Raw genomic sequence first — 25,218 nt, forward strand, 5'->3', positions numbered from 1 at the left:
GGCCTGGATGCAGATTGAAGAAGATAAACGCCAACAGGCAGCACTGCAAAGTGCTGCCTGCGGGCGAAACATGGGCTTACCAGCAATCACTTATTCGCTGGAGAGCAGGTCCATGGTGTGTTTATCCATCATTTCCAGTGCACGGCCACCGCCACGGGCGACGCAGGTCAGCGGGTCTTCGGCGACGATCACCGGCAGGCCGGTTTCCTGGGCCAGCAACTTATCGAGGTCGCGCAGCAAGGCGCCACCACCGGTCAGTACCAGGCCACGCTCGGCGATATCGGAAGCCAGCTCCGGCGGCGATTGCTCCAGCGCGCTCTTCACCGCCTGAACGATGGTGGCCAGGGACTCTTGCAGAGCCTCGAGCACTTCATTGGAGTTCAGGGTGAAGGCACGTGGCACGCCTTCGGCCAGGTTGCGACCGCGCACATCGACTTCACGCACTTCGCCGCCCGGATAAGCGGTACCGATTTCCTGCTTGATGCGCTCGGCGGTGGATTCGCCGATCAGGCTGCCGTAGTTGCGACGCACATAAGTGATGATCGCTTCGTCGAAGCGGTCACCGCCCACACGGACGGATTCGGCATACACCACACCGTTCAGGGAAATCAGGGCGATTTCAGTGGTACCACCACCGATATCCACCACCATCGAACCGCGCGCTTCTTCAACCGGCAGGCCGGCACCGATCGCAGCAGCCATCGGCTCTTCGATCAGGAACACTTCACGGGCACCGGCACCAAGGGCCGATTCACGGATGGCACGACGCTCCACCTGGGTGGACTTGCACGGTACGCAGATCAGCACACGAGGGCTGGGCTGCAGAAAACTGTTTTCGTGAACCTTGTTGATGAAGTACTGCAGCATCTTCTCGCAGACACTGAAGTCGGCGATCACGCCGTCTTTCATCGGACGAATGGCCGCGATATTGCCTGGTGTTCGGCCGAGCATGCGCTTGGCCTCGGTGCCGACGGCAACGACACTTTTCTGATTACCATGGGTCCGAATAGCCACAACCGATGGCTCATTCAGGACGATACCGCGCTCGCGCACGTAAATAAGGGTGTTGGCAGTGCCCAGGTCAATGGAAAGATCGCTGGAAAACATGCCACGCAGTTTCTTGAACATGGGGAAAGGACCCTAGGCAACGCGTGGGTAAAAAAGTGCGGCAAACTCTAACAACGACAGGGATTTTGGGCAAGGCGCCAATGTGCTAAATTGGCCGACTTTCTACGCACCAACCCCCACAATCGCGGCCATATGACCGTAGAAATGCGGTAGTGTTCCGACAATCTAACACACGGACGCCCTCCGTTCTGTTTTCCACTGGAGAATCCCATGGCGCTTGAACGCTCCGACGTGGAAAAAATCGCACATCTGGCCTCGCTTGGCCTGAATGATGCCGATCTTCCACAGACCACCGCAGCCCTGAACAGCATTCTCGGGCTGGTTGACCAAATGCAGGCCGTGAATACCGACGGCATCGAGCCCCTGGCTCACCCGCTGGAAGCCACCCAGCGCCTGCGTGCAGACGTCGTGACCGAAGTCAATCATCGCGAGGCCTACCAGTCCATCGCGCCAGCGGTCGAAAACGGCCTGTATCTGGTTCCGAAAGTCATCGACTAAAGGGAAAGAGCCTTTCATGCATCACATGACTCTGGCCGAGATCGCCCGCGGTCTCGCCGACAAAAAGTTTTCTTCCGAAGAGCTGACCAAGACCTTGCTGGCGCGTATCGCCGAGCTCGACCCCAAGGTCAACAGCTTCATCAGCATCACCGAGGAGCTGGCCTTGAGCCAGGCCAAGGCCGCCGACGCACGTCGCGCCAACGGTGAGAACGGCGCGCTGCTGGGCGCACCGATCGCCCACAAGGACTTGTTCTGCACCCAGGGCATTCGCACCAGCTGCGGCTCGAAGATGCTCGACAACTTCAAGGCACCCTACGACGCCACCGTGGTGTCCAAGCTGGCCGCCGCCGGGGCCGTGACCCTGGGCAAGACCAACATGGACGAATTCGCCATGGGCTCGGCCAACGAGTCGAGCTACTACGGCGCGGTGAAAAACCCGTGGAACCTGGACTGCGTGCCAGGCGGCTCGTCCGGTGGTTCGGCGGCGGCGGTTGCCGCGCGCTTCCTGCCGGCGGCCACGGCCACCGACACCGGCGGTTCGATCCGCCAGCCCGCCGCGTTCACCAACCTCACCGGGCTGAAGCCGACCTACGGTCGCGTGTCCCGCTGGGGCATGATCGCCTACGCCTCCAGCCTTGATCAGGGCGGTACCCTGGCACGCACTGCCGAAGACTGCGCAATATTGTTACAAGGTATGGCAGGCTTCGACGCACAGGACTCCACCAGCGTCGACGAGCCGGTGCCGGACTACAGCGCCAGCCTCAATACCTCGCTCAAAGGCCTGCGCATCGGCGTACCGAACGAATATTTCAGCGCCGGCCTCGACCCGCGTATCGCCGAACTGGTCCACAACTGCGTCAAGGAGCTGGAAAAGCTCGGCGCCGTGATCAAGCCAATCAGCCTGCCGAACAACCAGCACGCGATTCCGGCGTACTACGTGATCGCGCCGGCCGAAGCGTCTTCCAACCTGTCGCGGTTCGACGGCGTGCGTTTCGGTTACCGCTGCGAAAACCCGAAAGACCTCAACGACCTGTACAAACGTTCCCGTGGCGAAGGCTTCGGTGCCGAAGTGCAGCGCCGGATCATGGTCGGTGCCTACGCCCTGTCGGCCGGTTACTACGACGCGTACTACCTCAAGGCGCAAAAAATCCGTCGCCTGATCAAGAACGACTTCATGGCGGCGTTCGAAGAAGTCGACGTGATCCTCGGCCCAACCACGCCGAACCCGGCCTGGAAGATCGGCGCCAAGACCGGCGACCCGATCGCCGAGTACCTGGAAGACCTGTACACCATCACCGCCAACCTCGCGGGCTTGCCGGGCTTGTCCATGCCCGCCGGTTTCGTCGATGGCCTGCCGGTCGGCGTGCAATTGCTTGCCCCGTACTTCCAGGAAGGCCGCCTGCTCAATGTGGCGCACCAGTACCAGTTGAACACCGACTGGCACACTCGCACCCCTACCGGCTTCTGAGGAGAACACTATGCAATGGGAAGTCGTGATCGGGCTGGAGATTCATACCCAGCTCGCCACCCAATCGAAGATTTTCTCCGGTAGCGCCACCACGTTCGGCGCAGAACCCAACACCCAGGCGAGCCTGGTAGACCTGGGCATGCCCGGTGTGTTGCCGGTGCTGAACCAGGAAGCGGTACGCATGGCGGTGATGTTCGGCCTGGCGATTGACGCCGAAATCGGCCAGCACAGCGTGTTCGCGCGCAAGAACTACTTCTACCCGGACCTGCCCAAGGGCTATCAGATCAGCCAGATGGAGTTGCCGATTGTCGGCAAAGGCTACCTGGATATCCCGCTGGAAGACGGCACCATCAAGCGTGTCGGCGTAACCCGCGCGCACCTGGAAGAAGACGCCGGCAAGAGCCTGCATGAAGAGTTCAACGGTGCCACCGGCATCGACCTGAACCGCGCCGGCACGCCGCTGCTGGAGATCGTGTCCGAGCCGGACATGCGCAGCGCCAAGGAAGCCGTGGCCTACGTCAAGACGATCCACGCGCTGGTGCGCTACCTGGGCATCTGCGACGGCAACATGGCCGAAGGCTCGCTGCGCTGCGACTGCAACGTGTCGGTCCGGCCAAAGGGACAGGTCGAGTACGGCACCCGCTGCGAGATCAAGAACGTCAACTCGTTCCGTTTCATCGAGAAGGCGATCAACACCGAAGTGCGTCGCCAGATCGAACTGATCGAAGACGGCGGCAAGGTGATCCAGCAAACCCGCCTGTACGACCCGAACAAAGACGAAACCCGCGCCATGCGCAGCAAAGAGGAAGCCAACGACTACCGTTACTTCCCCGATCCGGACCTGTTGCCGGTGGTCATCGAGGACTCGTTCCTCAATGACGTGCGCGCCACCCTGCCGGAATTGCCGCCGCAGAAACGCGAGCGCTTCCAGGCGCAGTTCGGCCTGTCGGTCTACGACGCCAGCGTCCTGGCGTCGAGCCGTGAGCAAGCCGACTACTTCGAAAAAGTCGTGAGCATCGCCGGGGACGCCAAGCTGGCGGCCAACTGGGTGATGGTGGAATTGGGCAGCCTGCTGAACAAACAGGGCCTGGAAATCGACGAAGCACCGGTCTCGGCCGAGCAGTTGGGCGGCATGCTGCTGCGCATCAAAGACAACACCATCTCCGGCAAAATCGCCAAGACTGTGTTCGAAGCCATGGCCAGCGGTGAGGGCAGCAGCGACGAGATCATCGAGAAGCGCGGCCTCAAGCAAGTCACCGACAGCGGCGCCATCTCGGCGGTGCTCGATGAAATGCTCGCGGCCAACGCGGAGCAGGTCGAACAATACCGCGCGGCAGACGAAGCCAAGCGCGGCAAGATGTTCGGCTTCTTTGTCGGCCAGGCCATGAAAGCCTCCAAGGGCAAGGCCAACCCGCAACAGGTGAACGAACTGCTGAAAAGCAAGCTCGAAGGCTGATCGCGGTGAGCGGTCCGAGTGAGATTTCATGCTCGACTCGGACCTCCTGTGGGAGGGGGCTTGCCCCCGATAGCGGTGATTCAGTCAAAAAAGTAGTGACTGACACTCCGCTATCGGGGGCAAGCACCCTCCCACATTTGTGATGAGGGCACCTTGATAATGAAGCGCTTACTTGGCCTTTTAGCCGTGTTCTCACTACTGGCCGGTTGCGCCAGCAGCCTCATCGACCCCAACGGCTACGACGAAACCGGCACCGCGTCTTACTACGGCGCCAAGCACCATGGCAAAAAAACCGCCAGCGGTGAACCTTTCAACCAGAACGCCCTGACCGCCGCCCATCGGCGCCTGCCTTTCGGCACGCAGGTCAAGGTGACCAATCTCGATACCGACAAATCCGTGGTGGTACGCATCAATGATCGCGGCCCGCACACCCGTGGGCGGCTGATCGATCTGTCGCGCCAGGCCGCCGCGCAACTGGGCATGCTGAGCAGCGGCACCGCACGGGTTCGTGTGCAAGCCCTGAGCAATTGACGACGGAGCCCTGGCCATTTTCGGATTAACCGCCCTCTCGCCCTGGAGCCTGATCGAATTGATCAGCGGCCTAGTGCTGCTGATCGTCGGCGCCGAAATCCTGGTGCGCGCCGCGGTGCGCCTGGCTGCCAGCCTCAAGGTGCGCCCGCTGATCATCGGCCTGACGATCGTCGCCTTCGGCAGCAGTGCGCCGCAGATGACCGTCAGCCTGCAAGCCACCCTCGCCGGCAATACCGACATTGCCGTGGGCAGCGTGATCGGCAGCAGCATTTTCAACATCCTCGTCACCCTGGGCCTGTCGGCGCTGATCATTCCGCTGCGGGTCTCGCGGCAACTGGTGCGCCTGGATATCCCGGTGATGATCCTCGCCGGCCTGCTGGTGTTTACCCTGGCGGCCAATGAAGAACTGACGCCACTCGACGGTTCGCTGCTGCTCGCGGCCCTGCTGGCCTACCTCGGCGTGCTGCACTACCAGACCCGCCATTCACGGCGCCCGCGCACGCTGGACACGGTGGCCAAGGCGCCCTGGTTGAGCAGCGTATTGCTGATGTTCGGCGGCTTGCTGGTGCTGGTGCTGGCCGGGCATTTGTTGCTGGGTGCGGCGGTGGATGTGGCGAGCGACCTGGGCCTGTCGGAACGCATCATCGGCTTGACGCTGATCGGCGTCGGCACTTCACTGCCGTGCCTGGCCACCTCGCTGATCGCGGCCCTGCGCGGTCAGCGGGATATCGCCGTGGGTAACGTGATCGGCAGCAACCTGTTCAACCTGCTGGGCGTACTGGGGCTGACCGCGCTGCTCGCGCCCTCGCCGCTGTCGGTGTCGCCCAATGCCCTGGATTTCGACCTGCCGGTGATGCTCGGCGTGGTGGTGTTGTGCCTGCCGGTGTTTTATACCGGCTACCGCGTGACCCGTGCCGAAGGCCTGGTGCTGCTGGGCTTGTACCTGGCGTATGGGCTGCATGTGATGGCGTTCACCACCGGCATGGGCCTGGCCAACAAACTTGAACAACTGATGCTGTATTACGTCCTGCCAGTGCTGGTGGCTTTCCTGTTGTTCAGCACGCTGCGAGCCTGGCGCCGCCAACACAAGAGGGAATCGCAATGACCGATCAGAAAAAGCCCGGAGTTGAAATGCGTCGTCAGGTGATGGGCGATGCGTTCGTCGATCGCGCCCTGGGCAACGCCACCGAATTCACCCAGCCGCTGCAGGACTTCGTCAACGAACATGCCTGGGGCAGCGTGTGGAACCGCGAAGGCTTGCCGCTGAAGACGCGCAGCCTGATCACCCTCGCCGCCCTCACCGCGCTCAAGTGCCCGCAGGAACTCAAAGGCCATGTGCGCGGCGCGCTGAACAATGGCTGCACCGTCGAAGAAATCCGCGAAGCGCTGCTGCATTGCGCGGTGTATGCCGGTGTGCCGGCGGCGATCGAGGCGTTTCGCGCGGCGCAGGAAGTGATTGAGGCGTATCAGGCGGACAAGCAGTGATGGTCAGGTAGCTATCACCGGCACAGCTCAGATCCACCCGCCCGCCTGCAACACAAAAATCCCGATATTCGTGGTCACCGCCGCCATCAAGGTGGTGATCACGATAATCGCCGCCGCCAGCTCATGATTCCCCTGCGCCGCCCTGGCCATCACAAAGCTCGCGGCCGCCGTCGGTGCGCCGAAGTACAGGAACAGAATCCCCAGTTCCGGCCCGCGAAACCCGAGCAACCACGCCCCCAGGGTGGCGACCACCGGCAGCCAGACCATCTTCATCAAGCTCGCGCTCAGCGCCATGTTGCCGCTCTTGCGCAACGCCGCCAGCGACAAGGTGCCGCCGATGCAGATCAGCGCCAACGGCAACGTCATGTCGGCCAGGTACTGCGCGGATTTTTCCAGCCAGCCCGGCAAGCCAATCTGGAAATAGGCGAACGGCGCGGCCACGATCACGCTGATGATCAGCGGGTTGGCCAGCACACTTTTGCAGATGCTCCACGGGTCGGACTTGATCACCGGGCTGTACACCGCCAGCACAATGGTCGACAGCGTGTTGTAGAACAGGATCACCAGCGCCGCGAGAATCGCGCCGAGGGAGATGCCGTAATCACCGTACATACTGGCCGCCAGCGCCAGGCCGATCACCCCGTTGTTGCCGCGAAACGCGCCCTGGGTGTAGATGCCCCGGTCTTCACGCTTGCAGCGCAAAATCGCCCAGCCCCAGGCCAGGGCAAAGCTCAACAGCGTGGCGACGGCGAAGTAGATCAGCAAACCCGGCTTGAGCGCCGAATGCAGGTCGGCATGCAGGATGCCGAGAAACAGCAGCGCCGGCATGGTGACGTTGAACACCAGGGACGATGCCGTGTGGATAAAGCTGTCGTTGATCCAGTTGATGCGCTTGAGCAGCACACCGAGGAACAACATGGCAAACACCGGCGCGGTGATGGTGAGGGTGGTGAGGAAGATAGCCAGCATGCCGGGGAGAACCTTGGTGGGCGTCGTTAGGGGGCTAATGATAAGCCATACGGCCCAATGGCGCCTGATAGACCGCTATCGGGGGCAAGTCGAGTCGTCGCACCGCCCCTCCCACACTGAATCTGCGTCAGACACACAACGGATGAACACCGCAGACCCTATGTGGGAGGGGGCTTGCCCCCGATAACGGCGACTCGGTCTCAGGTAATCGGCGCCGGGTTGAACAACGTAATGTCGTTATGCAGCTTGTGCCGCTCCGCCCACGTCTGCTTCCTGCCGCTGGCTACATCCAGGTAGAAGTGGAACAACTCCCACCCCAACTCCTCAATGCTCGCACGCCCGGTGGCGATGCGCCCGGCGTCGATATCGATCAGGTCCGGCCAGCGCTGCGCCAGCTCCGTGCGGGTCGAGACCTTCACCACCGGCGCCATCGCCAGCCCGTAAGGCGTGCCGCGCCCGGTGGTGAACACATGCAGGTTCATCCCCGCCGCCAGTTGCAAGGTGCCGCACACGAAGTCGCTGGCCGGCGTGGCGCAAAAGATCAGGCCTTTGCCCTTGAAGCGTTCACCCGGGCCGAGCACGCCGTTGATCGCGCTGCTGCCGGACTTGACGATGGAGCCCAGGGACTTCTCGACAATGTTCGACAACCCGCCCTTCTTGTTCCCCGGCGTGGTATTGGCGCTGCGATCCGCCTCGCCCTTGGCCAGATAACGGTCGTACCAGTCCATTTCCCGTACCAGTTCCTCGGCGATTTCCTTGGTTTGCGCACGAGAAGTCAGCAGGTAGATGGCATCACGCACCTCAGTGACTTCGGAAAACATCACCGTCGCCCCCGCTCGCAGCAACAAGTCCGAAGCGAACCCCAGCGCCGGATTGGCGGTGATGCCGGAAAACGCATCACTGCCGCCGCACTGCATACCCAGGATCAGCTCGGACGCCGGCACGGTTTCCCGGCGGCGCTGGTCGAGCTTCTTCAGGCGCACCTCGGCCAGGGCCATGATCTGCTCGATCATCTCGTTAAACCCGCGGCTGGAATCCTGCAGGCGATACAGCCACGGTTCGCTCAGGTCGACGGAACTGTCGTTGTCGTGCATCACCTGCCCGGCCTGCAATTTCTCGCAGCCCAGGCTGATCACCAGGGCTTCGCCACCCAGGTTCGGGTTGCGCGCCAGGTTGCGCACGGTGCGGATCGGGATATACGCATCCGTCGCGGTGATCGCCACCCCGCAGCCGTAGCTGTGGGTCAGCGCCACCACGTCATCGACATGCGGGTACTTGGGCAGCAACTCGTCCTTGATGCGCTTGACCGCATGGTCCAGCACACCGGTGACGCACTGCACGGTGGTGGTGATGCCGAGGATATTGCGCGTGCCCACGGTGCCGTCGGCATTGCGATAGCCCTCGAAGGTAAAGCCTTCCAGCGGCGCCTGGGCCGCTGGCACCTCGGTGGACAGCGGCAAGCTGTCCAGCGGCGGCGCGGTGGGCATGCGCAGTTGATCTTCCTGCACCCAACTGCCGCGTGGAATCGGCGCCAGGGCGTAACCGATGGTTTGGCCGTAGCGAATGATCCGACCGCCTTCGGGGATATCTTCGAGGGTCACTTTGTGGCTTTGTGGAATGAAATCCACGGTCACCAGGCCGTCCGGGAACTCGGTCCCGGCCGGTACACCCTGGTCATTGACCACGATCACCACGTTGTCGCGCTCGTGCAAACGAATCGAGCGCGGCGAGTCGGCATGTTCAATCAACTGCATCACACGGCCCCTTCAGGAATGCGCTTGGGTAAGGTTGGTCAACTCAGGCCCTTGGCTTGGCGGCTCTTTGAGCACCACGCGTTTGATCGGACCGACAATCACCAGATAACTGAACACGGCCACCAGCGCGTTCGCGCCGACAAACACCAGGGCCCATTTGAACGAACCGGTGGTGCTGATGATGTAACCGATGACAATCGGCGTGGTGATCGACGCCAGGTTACCGAAGGTGTTGAACAGGCCGCCACTGAGCCCGGCGATCTGTTTCGGCGAGGTGTCGGACACCACCGCCCAACCCAGTGCGCCAACGCCTTTGCCGAAGAAGGCCAAGGCCATGAAACCCACCACCATCCACTCGATATCCACGTAGTTGCAGGCCACGATGCTGCTGGAGATCAGCAGGCCGCCAATGATCGGCGCCTTGCGGGCGAAGGTCAGGGAATGGCCTTTGCGCAGCAGGTAGTCGGAGATCACCCCGCCCAACACACCGCCGATAAACCCGCAGATCGCCGGCAATGAGGCAATGAACCCGGCCTTGAGAATGGTCATGCCGCGGTCCTGCACCAGGTACACCGGGAACCAGGTCAGGAAGAAGTAGGTGATGCCGTTGATGCAGTACTGGCCCAGGTACACGCCGAGCATCATGCGGTTGGTCAGCAACTGGCGGATGTAATCCCACTTCGGACCGTCGGTTTTCTTACCCTTGCCCTTGTCCTGGTCCATATCGACCATCGCACCGTTGGCCGCGATGTGATTGAACTCGGCTTCGTTGATCAGCGGATGCTGGCGCGGGCTGTGGATAACTTTCAGCCAGACCAGCGAGAACAGGACGCCGATCACGCCCATCACGATAAACACGTGCTGCCAGCCGAAGCTGTAGACGATCCAGCCCATCAGCGGCGCGAACAGCACCGTGGCGAAGTACTGCGCCGAGTTGAAGATCGCCGAGGCCGTGCCGCGTTCGGCGGTTGGGAACCAGGCGGCCACGATGCGCGCGTTACCCGGGAAGGACGGCGCTTCGGCCAGGCCCACCATAAAGCGCAGCATGAACAGCGCCACGACTGCCGTGGAGACACCGAACTCACCGACATAGCCTTGCAATATGGTGAACAGTGACCAGGTGAAGATGCTCAGGGCATAGACTTTTTTCGAGCCGAACCGATCGAGCAGCCAGCCGCCGGGGATTTGCCCGGCCACGTAGGCCCAACCGAATGCAGAGAAGATGTAACCGAGGGTGACCGCGTCGATGCCGAGGTCTTTTTGCAGGCTGGAACCCGCAATTGCGATGGTGGCCCGGTCGGCATAGTTGATCGTGGTCACCAGAAACAGCATGAGCAGGATCAAATAGCGGACATGGGTCGGCTTGGTCGCTTGCATGTAGAAGTACTCCCACTAATTATTTTTTTTGCGGGTGATATTTATGTGTTGCTGGACGCCGCCCCTGTAGGAGCGAGCTTGCTCGCGAAAAACTCAAAGGCACCGCGTGCCCCCCTGAATACCTGCGTATTCGTTGAAATTTTTCGCGAGCAAGCTCGCTCCTACAGTGTTACGAACCGATGTAGCTGGTTTTCACCACGGTGTAGAACTCTTGCTCACGCGAACCATAGGATGAACCTTTACGCCCACCGAACGGAACGTTGTAGGAGCGAGCTTGCTCGCGAAAAACTCAAAGGCACCGCGTGCCCCCTGAATGCCTGTGTATTCGTTGAAATTTTTCGCGAGCAAGCTCGCTCCTACAGTGTTACGAACCGATGTAGCTGGTTTTCACCACGGTGTAGAACTCTTGCGCATAGCGACCTTGCTCACGCGAACCGTAGGATGAACCTTTACGGCCACCGAACGGAACGTGATAATCCACGCCGGCAGTCGGCAGGTTGACCATCACCATCCCGGCCTGGGAGTGGCGCTTGAAGTGGTTGGCGTATTTCAGCGAGGTGGTGGCGATGCCCGCCGACAAACCGAACTCGGTGTCGTTGGCCATGGCCAGCGCCGCCTCGTAGTCCGCCACGCGCACCACGTTGGCCACCGGGCCGAAGATCTCTTCGCGGCTGATCCGCATGGCCGCCTCGCTGTCGGCGAACAGCGTCGGCGCCAGGTAGTAGCCTTCGGTGTCGCAGGTCACCAGGCCGCCACCGCTCACCAGCCGCGCACCTTCGCTCTGACCGATGTCGATGTATTTCAAGTCCTGGTCCAACTGGGCCTGGGAGACGACCGGGCCGATGTCGGTGCCGCTTTTCAACGCGTGGCCGACCTTGATCGACTTCATACGCTCGGCCATGGCCGCGACGAACTGATCGTGAATACCGGCGGTGACGATCAAGCGGCTGGAGGCGGTGCAACGCTGGCCGGTGGAATAGAACGCGCTCTGTACCGACAGCTCGACGGCTTGCTTGAGATCGGCGTCATCGAGAATGATCTGCGGGTTCTTGCCGCCCATTTCCAACTGCACCTTGGCCTGGCGCGAGACACAGCTGACCGCGATCTGACGTCCGACGCCGACCGAACCGGTGAAGCTGATGCCGTCGACTTTCGGGCTGTTGACCAACACATCGCCCACTACCCGCCCGCTGCCCATCACCAGGTTGAACACACCGGCGGGGAAACCGGCGCGGGAGATGATTTCTGCCAGGGCCCAGGCACAGCCCGGCACCAGCTCCGCCGGCTTGATCACCACGCAGTTGCCGTAGGCCAGGGCCGGAGCGATTTTCCACGCGGGGATGGCAATCGGGAAGTTCCACGGGGTGATCAGGCCGACCACGCCGAGGGCTTCGCGGGTGACTTCGACATTGACGCCCGGTCGCACCGACGGCACGTAGTCGCCGGACAGGCGCAGGCACTCGCCGGCGAAGAACTTGAAGATATTACCGGCGCGGGTCACTTCGCCAATGGCTTCAGGCAGGGTCTTGCCCTCTTCCCGAGCCAGCAGCGTGCCGAGCTCTTCGCGCCGGGCGAGGATTTCGCTGCCGACTTTATCGAGTGCGTCGTGGCGAGCCTGGATACCGGACGTCGACCAGGCCGGGAACGCAGCGCGGGCGGCATCGATGGCAGCGTTGACCTGGGCGACATCCGCCTTGGCATATTCGCCAATGACATCGGACAACTCCGACGGGTTGAGGTTGACGCAATAATCAGCGCCAGCCACCCATTGGCCGTTGATGTAGTTTTCAAAACGTTTGGCTTGGGACACGAATCTTCTCCTGACGCAAAAGGCCGCTGATTGCTCAGCGGCCTTATAGATAAGTTATTGCGGGCCTTGCTTGTCGATCAGCGCGGCCAGGGCTTCGTATTCTTCCGGCAGCAGATCGGTCAGTGGCGTGCGAACCGGGCCGGCGTCATAGCCGACGATTTTGGCGCCCGCCTTGACGATGCTCACCGCGTAGCCGGCCTTGCGGTTACGGATGTCCAGGTACGGCAGGAAGAAGTCATCGATGATCTTGCCGACGGTGGCGTGATCGTCGCGGGCAATGGCGTGATAGAAATCCATCGCGGTTTTCGGGATGAAGTTGAACACCGCCGAGGAATACACCGGCACGCCCAGGGCCTTGTAGGCAGCGGCGTAAACCTCTGCAGTCGGCAGGCCGCCCAGGTAGCTGAAACGGTCGCCCAGACGACGGCGGATCGACACCATCAATTCAATGTCACCCAGGCCGTCCTTGTAGCCGATCAGGTTCGGGCAACGTTCGGCCAAGCGCTCCAGCAAAGGCGCAGTCAGGCGGCAGACGTTGCGGTTGTAAACCACCACGCCGATCTTGACCGACTTGCACACCGCTTCCACGTGGGCGGCAACCCCGTCCTGGCTGGCTTCGGTCAAATAGTGCGGGAGCAGCAGCAAGCCTTTGGCACCGAGACGCTCGGCTTCCTGAGCGTATTCGATGGCCTGGCGGGTCGAACCGCCGACACCGGCGAGGATCGGCACGCTGGTGGCGCAGGTATCCACCGCGGTCTTCACAACCTGAGAATATTCGCTGGCCGCGAGGGAGAAAAACTCACCGGTGCCGCCGGCGGCGAACAGCGCAGTGGCGCCGTAGGGAGCCAGCCACTCCAGACGTTTGATATAGCCGGCCTGGTGAAAATCACCCTGGGCGTTGAAATCGGTCACGGGAAAAGACAGCAGACCGTGAGAGAGGATGGACTTCAGTTCTTGTGGATTCATTATTCGAACACCCTGGGCAAAGACTTTCTGGCGAAAGGTTGTTGTTGGTTTTGCTTGTGTCATACGTCATCGTACAACTATAAAATATTTCGTCAACTGCAATTCATCGAACCGCCTGTTGAGAGAGAGCGCATTGACGTAGGCGTTTTTTCCTCTATGCTCGAATAGCTGTATATACATACAGTAATAAAGGAAGATTCCTACGACATAGCAAGGAGCTAACATGTCCGGTCTTGAACTCGCAGCACCCGCAGCACCCGCAGCACCCGCAAAAAACCTACCTTCCCTGCGTTTCGAAGGCGGTGAACACACTGCCATCGGCGACGACACACTGTTGCGCTTCGCCAAAGACGCCCCGGCGATTGCCGCACGACTCGTCGAGCTGCACCTGCCCAACGGCCTGGCGCTGACTTACGGGCAAGTGATCGCCCTGGGCGGCGACTTTTATGGCATCCCGGGCCAACCCATCAGTGATGGCGCCTCGCCTGCCGAACGCGTGTAACGCTTTAACGCCGCATTCAACTCACTGGCAGGACTGCCGGCGTCACGGGAGGAAGCACACAAGATCCTGGCGGTGATGCAAAAGGAGATCAACGCGGTCAACCAGGCGATCAAGGACGGCAAATCCGCCCACGACGCCTACGCCTTGCTCGGAGATACGTTGTCTGAAGAGTGGAACCGCATCACCGGCGGTGGCAGCGCGGTCTCGGCACTGTTCCCCCTGGGCCGCTACTTGAAGCTGGCGGCGGACAACGCCGACCACTTTGGCGAATGGGCGTTGTCGGCTTACCTGGCCGGGCATACGGCGGCGCTGCAACAAGCCGTCATCGCCCATCAAAGCGGCACCGACCAGGCGCTGGAGCTGGCCTATGCGATGAACAGTTTTGCCGATCACTTCTTGACCGATCTGTTTTCCGCCGGCCACCTGCGCGTACCGCGCAAACAGCTGGCCGCCGTGGTGACGCCTGGGGAGCTGGGCTCGCTGATCAGCCGCTTCATGCACGATGAAGACAGCAAGTTCGGGCTCAAGGTGCGCAATGCAGTCGGTGACGAGTGGCATGCCTACGGCGATAAACGCTATTTCGACGCCGGCGACGCGGCCAACCGGGCACAGGTCAAACGCGCCGTGCAGGCGTCGGCCGATGAGGTCTTCGACGCGTTTATCAGCGGTGTCGCGCCCTCCCCGGCCACCTTCAAGGCGCCGCTGTATGTGCCGGACCTGAATGCGGCACAGAACCCGGCGAATAACTTTTCGCCGCTGTTCAAGATGGAAGGCGACAAGGTACTGCGCCGCAAGGACGTGAATGACCTGAACGACAAACACTGGACCGCTGATTGGTGGGGGTGGAGTACGTACTTGCTGCTGAAGGACTACACACCCAATACGCCGGCTTGAGCCGTACCGTTTGTCGTGACTGTGATTTCTAACAGTTACGCCGATTTTCAACGAGGGCGATAACCCCGCATAGGAGCCAGGCTCTCTGGCTTCTGTGCAAAGGAGCACTCAATCATGGCCATTAAAGCCCCGAGCCTTGTCGGCGGCGACGCTTCTTGCCCGGCTCAAGTGAGCCTGGCAAGCGGCGCACGCATAAAGTTTTCCATCCCCGAGCCCAATGAGGTTTCCGCAAGCGCCCAGGTATCTATCATCGTAGGACCGGACCCCGAGTCCCCGGAAGCCGAAGGGCAGGAAAAGAACGCCGGACAGTACGACCCCAACAAGGAAGATTACGTGAAGGAGTCGAATCTCAAGCTCGATATCGCTGCCGATGACTTGAAGAAATTCGTCAACCAAACGGTGCAGGTGCGATACGCGATAAACAGCGAATCGGGAAGGTTCTATTCTGATCCGTTGATGATAACGGTCTCGCAGTGACACAGCGCTTATCCGCACCGCATCGCTCTCGTCGCAGGCACCAGACCTGCCCCGGGGACGTGTCTGAACCGGTATTCACGGCCGTTTGCGCATGCAGATAAAGCAACACTCCACCTTCCAACACTGGCGTGTGAAGACCATGAAATACGAGCTCAATATGCCGGACGGCAAAAAACAGCAGATCACCTTTGATGGCGTGATTTACAAAGGAGACATTCTCGAATTTGAAGGTGCCGCTACCCAATACGAGGTAGTTAAACGATTCCTCACCGTCCCGTTCGATCTTAACGAGCCCATCACTGATGTGGCGCTTGAGGTCGTGACCTACCCTTAACCCCGTTGCGCCTCTGCTTCTTCGTGAGCATGGCGCAGCCGCTCGCGACTGTTGGTCAAATGCAAGCGCATCGCCGCCCGCGCCGCATCCGAATCCTGGCGCGCGATCGCTTCGTAGATTTCTTCGTGCTCGCGGCTCAAGCGCTTCATGTAGTGCTGCTGGTCATCCTGGGCCAGGCGTGCCGAGTTCAGGCGGGTACGCGGAATGATGCTGGTGCCCAGGTGCGTCATGATGTCGGTGAAGTAACGGTTGCCGGTGGACAGGGCAATCTGCAGGTGGAACTGGAAGTCCGACGCCACCGCATCTCCGGCATGGGCGGCGCTTTCATTCAAGGCGTCGAGGGCGGCACGCATGCCGGCCAGTTGTTCGTCGCTGCGGCGCAACGCGGCCAGGCCCGCGGATTCCACTTCCAGGCTGATACGCAGCTCCAGGATCGCCAGCACATCGCGCAGGGTCACGATGGTGGCCGGGTCAATGCGGAAACCGCTGGGGCTTGGCGTATCCAAGACAAAGGTGCCGATACCGTGGCGGGTTTCCACTTGCCCCGCCGCCTGCAAGCGTGAGATGGCTTCACGCACCACCGTGCGGCTGACGCCATGGGCGTCCATGATCGCCGATTCGGTAGGCAGTTTGTCGCCACGCTTGAGTTGGCCGTCGCGGATCTGCTCGGACAACACCGTGACCAATTCCTGGGCAAGGCTGCGGCGCTTGCGGGGAAGACGAGGGGCGGTGTTGGTGTTTTCCATGTTGGGTCATCTTTCTTGGTGAACTGAACAGGCATCATAGCCCATGGCGGTTGTACGATCACCGTTCCAGGCATGACTTTCATCTACAACGGCCAGGCAAAAAAATGCCCCGGCAACCGCCGAGGCATTTTTCAGCCGCGCCCGAAGGCAAAAGCCGCTTACTTCACCACTTTCAGACTCGGCCGGCCGCTTGGACGCGGTGGCTCGGTATCCGGTGGCGGCACATCATCGCCGTCTTCCCCGTCGATCGCTTCGTCATCCTCGAAAGGCGACTCCAGATCGAACACCATGCCTTGGCCATTTTCCCGGGCGTAGATCCCGAGGATGGCACCAATCGGCACGTACAGCGTATGCGGCACACCGCCGAAACGCCCTTCGAAGCTGACTGCCTCGTTGTCCATGTGCAGGTGGCGCACTGCGCTGGGCGATACGTTCAGCACAATCTGCCCGTCGCTGGCAAAACCCTGCGGAACCTGAACCGCAGGAAACTCGGAATTGACCAGCATGTGCGGGGTGCAATCGTTGTCCACAATCCACTCATAGAGCGCGCGAACCAGGTAGGGTCGACTGGAGTTCATCAACGGCTCCTTAAGCCTTAGCGCATATCGCGTTCGACACCAGACAGACTCGCCTGGAAAGCCTCACGCGCAAACTGGCGCTCCATGTAATCAAGCAGCGGCTTGGCCGGCCGCGGCAGTTCAATGCCCATAATCGGCAAGCGCCAGAGTATGGGTAATAGGCAGCAATCCACCAGGCTTTGTTCCTCACTGAGGAAAAAAGGCTTGTCGGCGAACAATGGCGAAACGCCCGTCAGGCTCTCGCGCAATTCCTTGCGCGCCACGACACGGGCCGCCTCTTTGCTGCGCGAATCCAGAATCAAATCCACCAGCCCGCACCAGTCGCGCTGAATCCGATGGATCAGCAGGCGGCTGTTGGCACGCGCCACCGGGTACACCGGCAGCAAAGGCGGATGCGGGTAACGCTCATCCAGATATTCCATCACCACGGTTGACTCCCACAACGCCAGGTCACGATCGACCAGGGTGGGCAAGCTGCCGTAAGGGTTCACTTCGATCAGCTTCGGCGGGTGACGACCCACCTCCACACTGATGATCTCGGCGCTGACACCCTTCTCTGCGAGCACGATGCGTACTCGGTGGGAATAGTGGTCGGCGGGGTCGGAGTAACAGGCCAACCGATTGGTCACGCCCATGGCGGTCCTCCTCGCTTGTTGAAATTATCGAAAGCTCAAAAACGAGCGCGCCCAGAGAGCATCTCAGTAGTACCTGATGACCAGGTCGCTACGGGTTAGAGATGCCGCTGGGCGCGCAAGATTAACAGCAATTGCTTACGGTTGGATCAATGCACATCCTTCCAGTATTCGCGCTTGAGCAGATAAGCGAATACGAAGAAGAAAGCCAGGTACAGCAAGACATACGTACCAATGCGCTGGTGCTGCAGTTTGACCGGGTTGGCCGAGTAGGCCAGGAAGGTCACGAGATTCTTGACCTTCTCGTCGAACTGCTCTTCGTTCAGCGCGCCGGACTTGGGCACGATGGTCAGTTGATCACACGCTTCATGTGTCAGCGGCGTGCCGGTCAACGGGTCAAATTGCTTCTTGCCGCCCTCGACTACCTGAACCTGCTTGCATCCTATCACTTGGCGACCCTGCAGGCCGACCAGAACGTTAGGCATACCGACGTTCGGGAACACCACGTTGTTCACGCCCCATGGACGCGCAGGGTCTTCGTAGAAGGATTTCAGGTAGCCATAGAGCCAATCGGTGCCGCGAACCCGCGCCACCAAAGTCAGGTCGGGCGGCGCAGCGCCGAACCAGTTCTTGGCGTCCGCTGGCTGCATGCCGATATTCATGTGGTCGCCAATCTTGGCGCCGGTGAACACCAGCTTGTCGAGCATCACCTCGTGCGGGATGCCCAGGTCATCGGCAACACGCTCGTAACGCTGGAACTTGGCGCTGTGGCAACCCATGCAATAGTTGGCGAACGTGCGTGCGCCGTCCTGCATGGCCGCTTTGTCAGACACGTCGATAGCGACTTTTTCCAACTCAGGGCCTTGCTCGGAAGCGAAGGACAGTAGCGGCAGCGCCGCAAGCATCAATGCAACGAATAATTTTTTCATCAGCCAGTCACCCTTTCCGGAACCGGTTTGGTCTTCTCTAGCCGGGTATAGAACGGCATCAGAATGAAGTAGGCGAAGTACAGGAAGGTGCAAACCTGCGACAGCAACGTGCGCTCAGGGGTTGGCGCCAGTACGCCCAGTACACCCAGGATCACGAACGCAATGCAGAACACCCACAGCCAGATCTTGCTCAGCCAGCCCTTGTAGCGCATGGACTTGACCGGGCTTCGGTCGAGCCAAGGCAGCACGAACAGCACCGCGATGGCCGCACCCATGGCGATTACGCCCATGAGCTTGTCGGGGATCGCCCGCAAGATCGCGTAGAACGGCGTGAAGTACCAGACCGGGGCAATATGCACAGGTGTCTTGAAGGCGTTGGCCTGTTCGAAGTTAGGTTTTTCCAGGAAATAACCACCCATCTCCGGGAAAAAGAACACGATCGAGCAGAACACGAACAGGAACACGACGACACCGACAATGTCTTTCACGGTGTAGTACGGGTGGAACGGGATGCCATCCAGCGGGATGCCGTTCTCGTCCTTGTGCTTCTTGATGTCCACACCGTCGGGGTTGTTGGAACCCACTTCGTGCAGCGCCAGGATGTGCAGCACCACCAGGCCGAGAATCACGATCGGCAAGGCCACTACGTGCAAGGCGAAGAAGCGGTTCAGGGTGATGCCCGAGATCAGGTAGTCACCACGGATCCACTGCGTCAGGTCGTTGCCGATCACCGGGATCGCACCGAACAGCGAGATGATCACCTGGGCGCCCCAGTACGACATCTGGCCCCACGGCAGCAGGTAGCCCATGAAGGCTTCAGCCATCAGCGCCAGGTAGATCAGCATGCCGAACACCCACACCAGCTCACGAGGCTTCTGGTACGAACCGTAGAGCAAACCACGGAACATATGCAGGTAGACCACGATGAAGAACGCCGAGGCGCCGGTGGAGTGCAACAGGCGCAGGATCGAGCCGTACTCGACGTCACGCATGATGTATTCGACGGAAGCGAATGCCTCCTCCGCCGACGGGGTGTAGCTCATGGTCAGCCAGACGCCGGTGACGATCTGGTTGACCAGCACCAGCAGTGCCAGGGAGCCGAAGAAGTAGAAGAAGTTGAAGTTTTTTGGCGCGTAATACTTGCTGAGATGGTCTTCCCACATTTTGGTGGCGGGGAAGCGCGCATCCACCCAATCCATGAACTTACTCATCACGCGTTCTCCTTGTCGAGGCCAATGACAATGATGTCGTTAGATTCGTAGTTATGCGGAGGCACGGGTAGGTTCAGTGGAGCAGGTTGCGACTTGTAGACGCGTCCGGCCAGGTCGTAGTGCGAACCGTGGCAGGGGCAGAAATAGCCGCCGACCCAATCTTTGCCCAGGTCGACCGGCGCCACTTCAGGGCGGAAAGTAGGTGAGCATCCCAGGTGGGTACACAGCCCGACCAGCAGCAGAATCTCTGGCTTGATCGAACGTGCTTCGTTTTTGGCGTAGGCGGGTTGGTCGGAAAACTCAGATTTGGGGTCAGACAACTGGCCTTCGATCTTTTTCAGATTTCCCAGGATTTCCTCCGTTCGACGAACAATGAAGACCGGCTGACCGCGCCACTCAGCAATCATCTGCTGGCCTGGCTCGATCTTGCTGATATTCACCTTCACCGGTGCACCTGCGGCTTTCGCCTTGGCACTGGGAAACCATGACCCCACGAACGGGACCGCAGCCCCCACCGCTCCTGCAGCACCCACCACGGATGTGGCTGCTACCAAGAAGCGACGCCGGCCTGCATTCACGCCGTCATTGCTCATTCAGTCCTCTCCCATCAGCTTTTTGGCCTGTTAAATCAGGCGTCTACTAAGTATTAAATCTGAACTTATAAAAATTTTGCCGAATGGTAATGAAAAGCCCCACCCCTGACAAGGGAATTACCCGGAGCTCCAGCTCCAAGCCTTGTAGTATAGGGGGTCTACGGCTGTGGCAAGTTGTCACGCCGAAATTTATGCATAAATAGCAGGCAATAAAAAACGCCCAGCTCCGTAAGGAGGCTGGGCGTTTTTGTGGAACGTAAAGCGAATTAACGCTTCGAGTACTGCGGACGCTTACGCGCTTTACGCAGACCGACTTTCTTACGTTCAACTTCACGAGCATCACGAGTCACGAAGCCAGCTTTGCGCAGAGCGCCACGCAGGGTTTCGTCGTACTGCATCAGAGCGCGAGTGATACCGTGGCGGATTGCGCCAGCTTGACCACTTACACCGCCACCGATAACGGTGACGTAGATGTCGAACTTTTCAACAGTCTCGGTCAATTCCAGCGGCTGACGAACTACCATGCGGGCAGTTTCGCGGCCGAAGAAGTTGTCCAGAGTGCGGTTGTTGATCGAGATGTTACCAGTGCCCGGACGCAGGAAAACGCGTGCGGTTGCGGTTTTGCGACGGCCAGTGCCGTAATTTTGAGTCGCCGACATAATGAACTATTCCGTTAAAACTTCAGTTCTTGGGGCTGCTGAGCAGCATGAGGGTGAGCAGCGCCCGCATAGACTTTCAGCTTGCGAAACATATCGCGACCCAGTGGGCCCTTCGGCAGCATGCCTTTAACCGCGATTTCAATCGGGGCCTCAGGCTTCTTGGCGATCAGACCTTCGAAATTGGAAGACTTGATGCCGCCTGGGAAACCGGAGTGACGGTAGTACATTTTGTCTTGCGCTTTGTTGCCGGTAACACGTACCTGCTCAGCGTTGATGATCACGATGTAGTCACCGGTGTCAACGTGAGGGGTGTATTCAGGCTTGTGCTTGCCACGCAGACGGCTGGCGACTTCAGTGGCCAGACGACCCAGAGTCTGACCAGCGGCGTCGACGACAAACCAGTCGCGCTGAACTGTTTCCGGTTTTGCAGTAAAAGTTGTCATTCTTTAATAGCCTCAGGGGCCGCCCTGTAAATTAGACGGCGGATCTTACTGAATAGTGCGTACTTTGACAAGTCAAAGGCAGCCGGATACAGACGCTATCGGGGGCTCGGGTCGGCGCGTCCGTTCAACGGCAAGATTCTTCGGCAGGCGGCGCATCACTTCCACTGCAGAAAGAGGTGGGCAATTATGCAGATTGCGAAAAAAAATTCAACCTGCTTTTATGATTGTTTTCCCCGAAGGAGCACCCGATGGATTATCGACAGCTGGGCCGTACCGATCTGCACGTAAGCGCGATAGCCTTGGGCACCATGACCTGGGGCGAGCAGAACAGCGAGGCAGAGGCCTTCGCGCAGATCGAACGGGCCAAGGCCGCGGGGATCAACTTCCTCGACACGGCGGAAATGTACCCGGTGCCGCCCAAGGCCGACACCTATGCCACCACCGAACGCTACATCGGGAATTACTTCAAAAGCCGCGGCGACCGCGCCGACTGGATTCTCGCCAGCAAGATCGCCGGCCCCGGCAACACCATCGACTATATCCGCGGCGGCCACCTGCGCCACAACCGCCAGCACATCGTCGAAGCCCTGGATGCCAGCCTCAAGCGCCTGCAGACCGACTGGATCGACCTCTACCAGTTGCACTGGCCGGAGCGCAGCACCAACTTCTTCGGCCAGCTGGGCTACAAGCACAAGGACGAAGACGACCTGACGCCGCTGGAGGAAACCCTCGAAGCGCTGGACGCGCAGGTGAAGGCCGGCAAGATCCGCCACATCGGCCTGTCCAACGAAACGCCGTGGGGCACCATGAAGTTCCTCGCCCTGGCCGAAGCCCGCGGCTGGACCCGCGCGGTGTCGATCCAGAACCCCTACAACCTGCTCAACCGCAGCTTTGAAGTGGGCCTGGCGGAAATCGCCATTCGCGAACAGTGCGGTCTGCTGGCTTATTCGCCCCTGGCATTCGGCATGCTCAGCGGCAAATACGAAGGCGGTGCGCGCCCGGCAAAAGCCCGCCTGACCGAGTACAGCCGCTTCAGTCGCTATTTCAACCCGCAGTCGGAAGCAGCGTGCAGCCGTTATGTGGCCCTGGCCCGCAAACACGGCCTGGACCCGGCGCAGATGGCGTTGGCGTTCGTCACGCAACAGCCGTTCGTGACCAGCAACATCATTGGTGCGACGAGCCTGGAGCAACTGGACAGCAACCTTGCCAGCGCTGACCTGAAACTGTCGAAAGAGGTGCTGGAGGGGATTGAGGCGATTCAGAAGGATCATCCTAATCCAGCACCTTGATTGATCGCTAGACCGCTATCGGGGGCAAGCCCCCTCCCACACTTAGCCGTGTGAACCCAGTAAAACGTGGGAGGGGGCTTGCCCCCGATGAGGCTCTCAGCCACACCATCGAAATCAAAGCGCCCGCGCGATAATCTCCTTCATGATCTCATTGGTCCCCGCATAAATCCGCTGCACCCGCGCATCCGCCCAGGCGCGGGCGATCGGGTATTCCCACATGAAGCCGTAGCCGCCGTGCAATTGCACACACTCGTCGAGCACCTTGCATTGCAGGTCCGTGGCCCAGTACTTGGCCATCGCGGCGGTAGGCACGTCGAGCTTGCCCTCCAGGTGCAACGCCAGGCACTTATCGACGAACACGCGGCCGATCTGGATCTCGGTGGCCATCTCCGCCAATTTGAAGCGGGTGTTCTGGAAGTCGGCAATCGCCTTGCCGAAGGCCTTGCGCTCACGGGTGTAGTCGAGGGTCCATTGCAGCGCCGCTTCGGCTGACGCCAGCGCGCCAATCGCCACGGTCAAGCGCTCCTGCGGCAGCTCCTGCATCAAGTAGGCGAAGCCCATGCCTGCCTGGCCCAGCAGGTTTTCCTTGGGCACACGGACATCCTGGAAGAACAGCTCCGAGGTGTCCTGAGCCTTCATGCCGACCTTTTCCAGGCGCTTGCCCTTGTCGAAGCCCGGCGTAGCGGCCTCCACCAGGAACAGGCTGGTGCCCTTGGCGCCGGCCTTGGGGTCGGTCTTGGCGACCACGATCACCAGATCGGCGAGAAAGCCGTTGGTGATGAAGGTCTTGGAGCCGTTGATCACATACTCATCGCCGTCCAGCACCGCCGTGGTCTTGACCCCTTGCAGGTCGGACCCGGCGCCCGGCTCGGTCATGGCGATGGCCGTGACCTTCTCGCCGGAGATCAATTGGGGCAGGTATTGGTGCTTCAGCGCTTCACTGCCGTAATGCAGGATATACGGCGCGACAATGTCCGAATGCAGGGAGAAACCGATGCCGGTCAGGCCCAGGCGGCTGATCTCTTCGATCACCACCGCGCTGTAGAGAAAGTCTGCGCCCAGGCCGCCGTACTCCTCCGGCAGATGGGAACACAACATCCCCGCCTCGCCGGCCTTGTTCCACAGCGCACGGTCGATATAGCCCTGCTTCTCCCATTGCGCATGGAACGGCGCAGCGTCTTTTTCAAGGAAGGTACGCACGCTCTGGCGGAAGAGTTCGTGTTCCGGGCTGAACAACGTTCTGGGGATCATGAGGTCACCTGCGTGGATTGTCGGACAAAGACGAACCACAGAGCCTATGCCGCGAAGGCGTCACAGGACACTGGACACATGCGACAAAAAATAAGACGATCCAGCCGTCTGGTGACCACTTTCCCCTATAAGAATAAATGAAATTATGTCTAACCAAATCTCCACGCCCTTGCGGCGCGTCAGCATTTTGGCCATTGATCGGGTGTTCGCTTCCACCCTCATGCAAGCCAAGGATTTCTTCCACCTCGCCAGCCTGCGTTACGGCAAACAACAAGGCCTGGGCCTGACTCCCGCGTTCGAAACGCGCCTGGTCAGCCCCGACGGGCAATCGGTGCGCAGCTTCAGTGATGTGATCATGCCGGTGGACGGCGGCCTGGAAGACGCCGACATCATCGTGCTGCCGGCCTTCTGGGATGACTTCGATGCCCTGAGTACGCGCTACCCGCAAGTGCTGCCGTGGCTGCGCGAACAGCACGCCCGCGGCGCGGTGCTCTGCGGCGAAGCGACCGGGGTGTTCTGGCTGGCCGAAGCCGGGCTGCTCGATGGCAAGGAGGCGACCACCTACTGGCGTTTCTTCACTGCCTTCAGCGAGCGCTTCCCCAAGGTCCAGCTCAACCAGGACAAGCACCTGACCGACGCCGACAACCTGTACTGCGCCGGCGGCACCACCTCGGCCTGCGACCTCTATATCTATCTGATCGAACGCTTCTGCGGCGCCAACATCGCCCAGGCCGTGGCCCGCGATATTCTTTACGAAGTGCAGCGCAACTATTCGCCGGGACGGATCGGTTTCGGCGGGCAGAAGCTGCACCAGGATGTGATCATCCTGCAGATCCAGCACTGGCTCGAAGAGCATTTCGCCGACAAGTTCCGCTTCGAGGACGTGGCCCGGGAGCACGGCATGAGCATCCGCAACTTCATGCGCCGCTTCCAGACCGCCACCGGCGACAAGCCGCTGCATTACCTGCAACGCTTGCGCATCGAGACGGCGAAAGGGCTGCTCTCGGGCAGCCGCAAGAGCATCAAGACCATCAGTTATGAGGTGGGCTACGACGATGCGAGTTTCTTTGCGCGGCTGTTCAGGCAGCACACCGAGCTGTCACCGAACCAGTACCGCCAGCAGTTCCAGCAAGCCGCATAATCAGGGCTGTACAGAGACAAAATGTGGGAGGGAGCTTGCTCCCGATAGCGGTGTATCAGTCAGTACATCTGGCACTGATACACCGCTATCGGGGGCA

The 25,218-nt window shown here is 60.3% G+C and carries 25 protein-coding genes and 1 pseudogene; 11 read left to right on the forward strand and 15 right to left on the reverse strand.

Going from position 1 to position 25,218, the window contains the following annotated elements; all coding sequences use genetic code 11:
• Positions 1 to 90: 90 nt before the first annotated feature.
• Complete coding sequence (gene mreB / locus NR164_RS23835; RefSeq protein WP_002555108.1) at positions 91 to 1,128, reverse strand: rod shape-determining protein MreB; 1,038 nt, start codon at positions 1,126 to 1,128, stop codon at positions 91 to 93.
• A gap of 210 nt (positions 1,129 to 1,338) precedes the next feature.
• Here mreB and gatC point away from each other — a divergent pair, with 210 nt between their 5' ends.
• From gatC to NR164_RS23865, 6 genes are all read left to right on the forward strand, one after another.
• A complete protein-coding gene (gene gatC / locus NR164_RS23840) occupies positions 1,339 to 1,626 on the forward strand; it encodes an Asp-tRNA(Asn)/Glu-tRNA(Gln) amidotransferase subunit GatC (protein WP_017845404.1) in 288 nt (95 codons plus the stop codon).
• 16 nt (positions 1,627 to 1,642) lie between these two features.
• Positions 1,643 to 3,094 (forward strand): Asp-tRNA(Asn)/Glu-tRNA(Gln) amidotransferase subunit GatA, encoded by a 1,452-nt coding sequence (gatA, locus tag NR164_RS23845; protein WP_256823338.1) that lies wholly within the window; start codon positions 1,643 to 1,645, stop codon positions 3,092 to 3,094.
• A 10-nt stretch (positions 3,095 to 3,104) separates the two neighbouring features.
• Positions 3,105 to 4,550, forward strand: coding sequence for an Asp-tRNA(Asn)/Glu-tRNA(Gln) amidotransferase subunit GatB (gatB, locus tag NR164_RS23850; protein ID WP_017845406.1), 1,446 nt, complete (start codon positions 3,105 to 3,107; stop codon positions 4,548 to 4,550).
• Between the two features lie 159 nt (positions 4,551 to 4,709).
• Positions 4,710 to 5,081 carry a septal ring lytic transglycosylase RlpA family protein gene (locus tag NR164_RS23855; protein WP_046384689.1) on the forward strand — a complete coding sequence of 124 codons (372 nt, stop codon included), beginning with the start codon at positions 4,710 to 4,712 and terminating at the stop codon, positions 5,079 to 5,081.
• Positions 5,082 to 5,139: 58 nt separating this feature from the next.
• Entirely contained in the window at positions 5,140 to 6,186 is a 1,047-nt protein-coding gene (locus NR164_RS23860; RefSeq protein WP_177031517.1) for a calcium/sodium antiporter, read from the forward strand.
• Entirely contained in the window at positions 6,183 to 6,566 is a 384-nt protein-coding gene (locus tag NR164_RS23865) for a carboxymuconolactone decarboxylase family protein (RefSeq protein ID WP_017845409.1), read from the forward strand. The genes NR164_RS23860 and NR164_RS23865 overlap by 4 nt, the downstream gene beginning before the upstream one ends.
• Before the next feature lie 27 nt (positions 6,567 to 6,593).
• Here NR164_RS23865 and NR164_RS23870 read toward each other — a convergent pair whose 3' ends face one another.
• The 5 genes from NR164_RS23870 to kdgD form a co-directional block, all read right to left on the reverse strand.
• Entirely contained in the window at positions 6,594 to 7,535 is a 942-nt protein-coding gene (locus NR164_RS23870) for an AEC family transporter (RefSeq protein ID WP_079442863.1), read from the reverse strand.
• Between the two features lie 200 nt (positions 7,536 to 7,735).
• Positions 7,736 to 9,289 carry a galactarate dehydratase gene (garD, locus tag NR164_RS23875; RefSeq protein ID WP_256823339.1) on the reverse strand — a complete coding sequence of 518 codons (1,554 nt, stop codon included), beginning with the start codon at positions 9,287 to 9,289 and terminating at the stop codon, positions 7,736 to 7,738.
• Between the two features lie 12 nt (positions 9,290 to 9,301).
• The gene (locus tag NR164_RS23880; protein WP_046384693.1) at positions 9,302 to 10,666 is read right to left on the reverse strand and encodes an MFS transporter; all 1,365 of its coding nucleotides are present in this window, start codon (positions 10,664 to 10,666) and stop codon (positions 9,302 to 9,304) included.
• A 364-nt stretch (positions 10,667 to 11,030) separates the two neighbouring features.
• Positions 11,031 to 12,476 (reverse strand): aldehyde dehydrogenase family protein, encoded by a 1,446-nt coding sequence (locus tag NR164_RS23885; RefSeq protein ID WP_201021900.1) that lies wholly within the window; start codon positions 12,474 to 12,476, stop codon positions 11,031 to 11,033.
• 54 nt (positions 12,477 to 12,530) lie between these two features.
• Positions 12,531 to 13,442 (reverse strand): 5-dehydro-4-deoxyglucarate dehydratase, encoded by a 912-nt coding sequence (kdgD, locus tag NR164_RS23890; RefSeq protein ID WP_017845414.1) that lies wholly within the window; start codon positions 13,440 to 13,442, stop codon positions 12,531 to 12,533.
• Between the two features lie 223 nt (positions 13,443 to 13,665).
• Here kdgD and NR164_RS23895 point away from each other — a divergent pair.
• From NR164_RS23895 to NR164_RS23905, 3 genes and pseudogenes are all read left to right on the forward strand, one after another.
• Positions 13,666 to 14,838 (forward strand): annotated as a pseudogene (locus tag NR164_RS23895) (phospholipase).
• Between the two features lie 114 nt (positions 14,839 to 14,952).
• Positions 14,953 to 15,315, forward strand: coding sequence for a hypothetical protein (locus NR164_RS23900; protein ID WP_169863710.1), 363 nt, complete (start codon positions 14,953 to 14,955; stop codon positions 15,313 to 15,315).
• 139 nt (positions 15,316 to 15,454) lie between these two features.
• Positions 15,455 to 15,649, forward strand: coding sequence for a hypothetical protein (locus tag NR164_RS23905; protein WP_227778786.1), 195 nt, complete (start codon positions 15,455 to 15,457; stop codon positions 15,647 to 15,649).
• On the opposite strand, the gene NR164_RS23910 is transcribed toward NR164_RS23905, so the two are convergent.
• The 8 genes from NR164_RS23910 to rplM all read right to left on the reverse strand — a co-directional run bounded on the left by NR164_RS23910 (position 15,646) and on the right by rplM (position 21,440).
• Positions 15,646 to 16,395, reverse strand: coding sequence for a FadR/GntR family transcriptional regulator (locus NR164_RS23910; protein ID WP_017845418.1), 750 nt, complete (start codon positions 16,393 to 16,395; stop codon positions 15,646 to 15,648). The genes NR164_RS23905 and NR164_RS23910 overlap by 4 nt on opposite strands.
• A 158-nt stretch (positions 16,396 to 16,553) precedes the next feature.
• Positions 16,554 to 16,973 carry a ClpXP protease specificity-enhancing factor gene (locus NR164_RS23915; protein WP_017845419.1) on the reverse strand — a complete coding sequence of 140 codons (420 nt, stop codon included), beginning with the start codon at positions 16,971 to 16,973 and terminating at the stop codon, positions 16,554 to 16,556.
• A 17-nt stretch (positions 16,974 to 16,990) separates the two neighbouring features.
• Positions 16,991 to 17,608 (reverse strand): glutathione S-transferase N-terminal domain-containing protein, encoded by a 618-nt coding sequence (locus NR164_RS23920; RefSeq protein ID WP_010568030.1) that lies wholly within the window; start codon positions 17,606 to 17,608, stop codon positions 16,991 to 16,993.
• Positions 17,609 to 17,754: 146 nt separating this feature from the next.
• Positions 17,755 to 18,534, reverse strand: coding sequence for a cytochrome c1 (locus NR164_RS23925; RefSeq protein WP_046384697.1), 780 nt, complete (start codon positions 18,532 to 18,534; stop codon positions 17,755 to 17,757).
• Positions 18,534 to 19,745, reverse strand: a complete 1,212-nt coding sequence (locus NR164_RS23930) for a cytochrome bc complex cytochrome b subunit (RefSeq protein ID WP_017845421.1) — start codon at positions 19,743 to 19,745, stop codon at positions 18,534 to 18,536. The genes NR164_RS23925 and NR164_RS23930 overlap by 1 nt, the downstream gene beginning before the upstream one ends.
• On the reverse strand, positions 19,745 to 20,338 hold the full coding sequence (gene petA, locus NR164_RS23935) for a ubiquinol-cytochrome c reductase iron-sulfur subunit (RefSeq protein ID WP_026139825.1): 594 nt from the start codon (positions 20,336 to 20,338) through the stop codon (positions 19,745 to 19,747). The genes NR164_RS23930 and petA overlap by 1 nt, the downstream gene beginning before the upstream one ends.
• Positions 20,339 to 20,604: 266 nt before the next feature.
• Complete coding sequence (rpsI, locus tag NR164_RS23940; RefSeq protein ID WP_003171743.1) at positions 20,605 to 20,997, reverse strand: 30S ribosomal protein S9; 393 nt, start codon at positions 20,995 to 20,997, stop codon at positions 20,605 to 20,607.
• Between the two features lie 14 nt (positions 20,998 to 21,011).
• Positions 21,012 to 21,440 carry a 50S ribosomal protein L13 gene (gene rplM, locus NR164_RS23945; RefSeq protein ID WP_010568039.1) on the reverse strand — a complete coding sequence of 143 codons (429 nt, stop codon included), beginning with the start codon at positions 21,438 to 21,440 and terminating at the stop codon, positions 21,012 to 21,014.
• A gap of 248 nt (positions 21,441 to 21,688) precedes the next feature.
• On the opposite strand from rplM, the gene NR164_RS23950 reads away from it, so the two are divergent.
• Entirely contained in the window at positions 21,689 to 22,729 is a 1,041-nt protein-coding gene (locus NR164_RS23950) for an NADP(H)-dependent aldo-keto reductase (RefSeq protein WP_057004245.1), read from the forward strand.
• Positions 22,730 to 22,843: 114 nt separating this feature from the next.
• On the opposite strand, the gene NR164_RS23955 is transcribed toward NR164_RS23950, so the two are convergent.
• On the reverse strand, positions 22,844 to 23,980 hold the full coding sequence (locus NR164_RS23955; RefSeq protein WP_017845424.1) for an acyl-CoA dehydrogenase family protein: 1,137 nt from the start codon (positions 23,978 to 23,980) through the stop codon (positions 22,844 to 22,846).
• Positions 23,981 to 24,200: 220 nt separating this feature from the next.
• Here NR164_RS23955 and NR164_RS23960 point away from each other — a divergent pair, with 220 nt between their 5' ends.
• Positions 24,201 to 25,121, forward strand: a complete 921-nt coding sequence (locus NR164_RS23960; protein WP_169850558.1) for a GlxA family transcriptional regulator — start codon at positions 24,201 to 24,203, stop codon at positions 25,119 to 25,121.
• The last annotated feature ends 97 nt before the right edge of the window (positions 25,122 to 25,218 follow it).

Source organism: Pseudomonas sp. Pse79 (assembly GCF_024519615.1).
In the GTDB taxonomy this organism is placed as follows: Bacteria; Pseudomonadota; Gammaproteobacteria; order Pseudomonadales; family Pseudomonadaceae; genus Aquipseudomonas; species Aquipseudomonas veronii.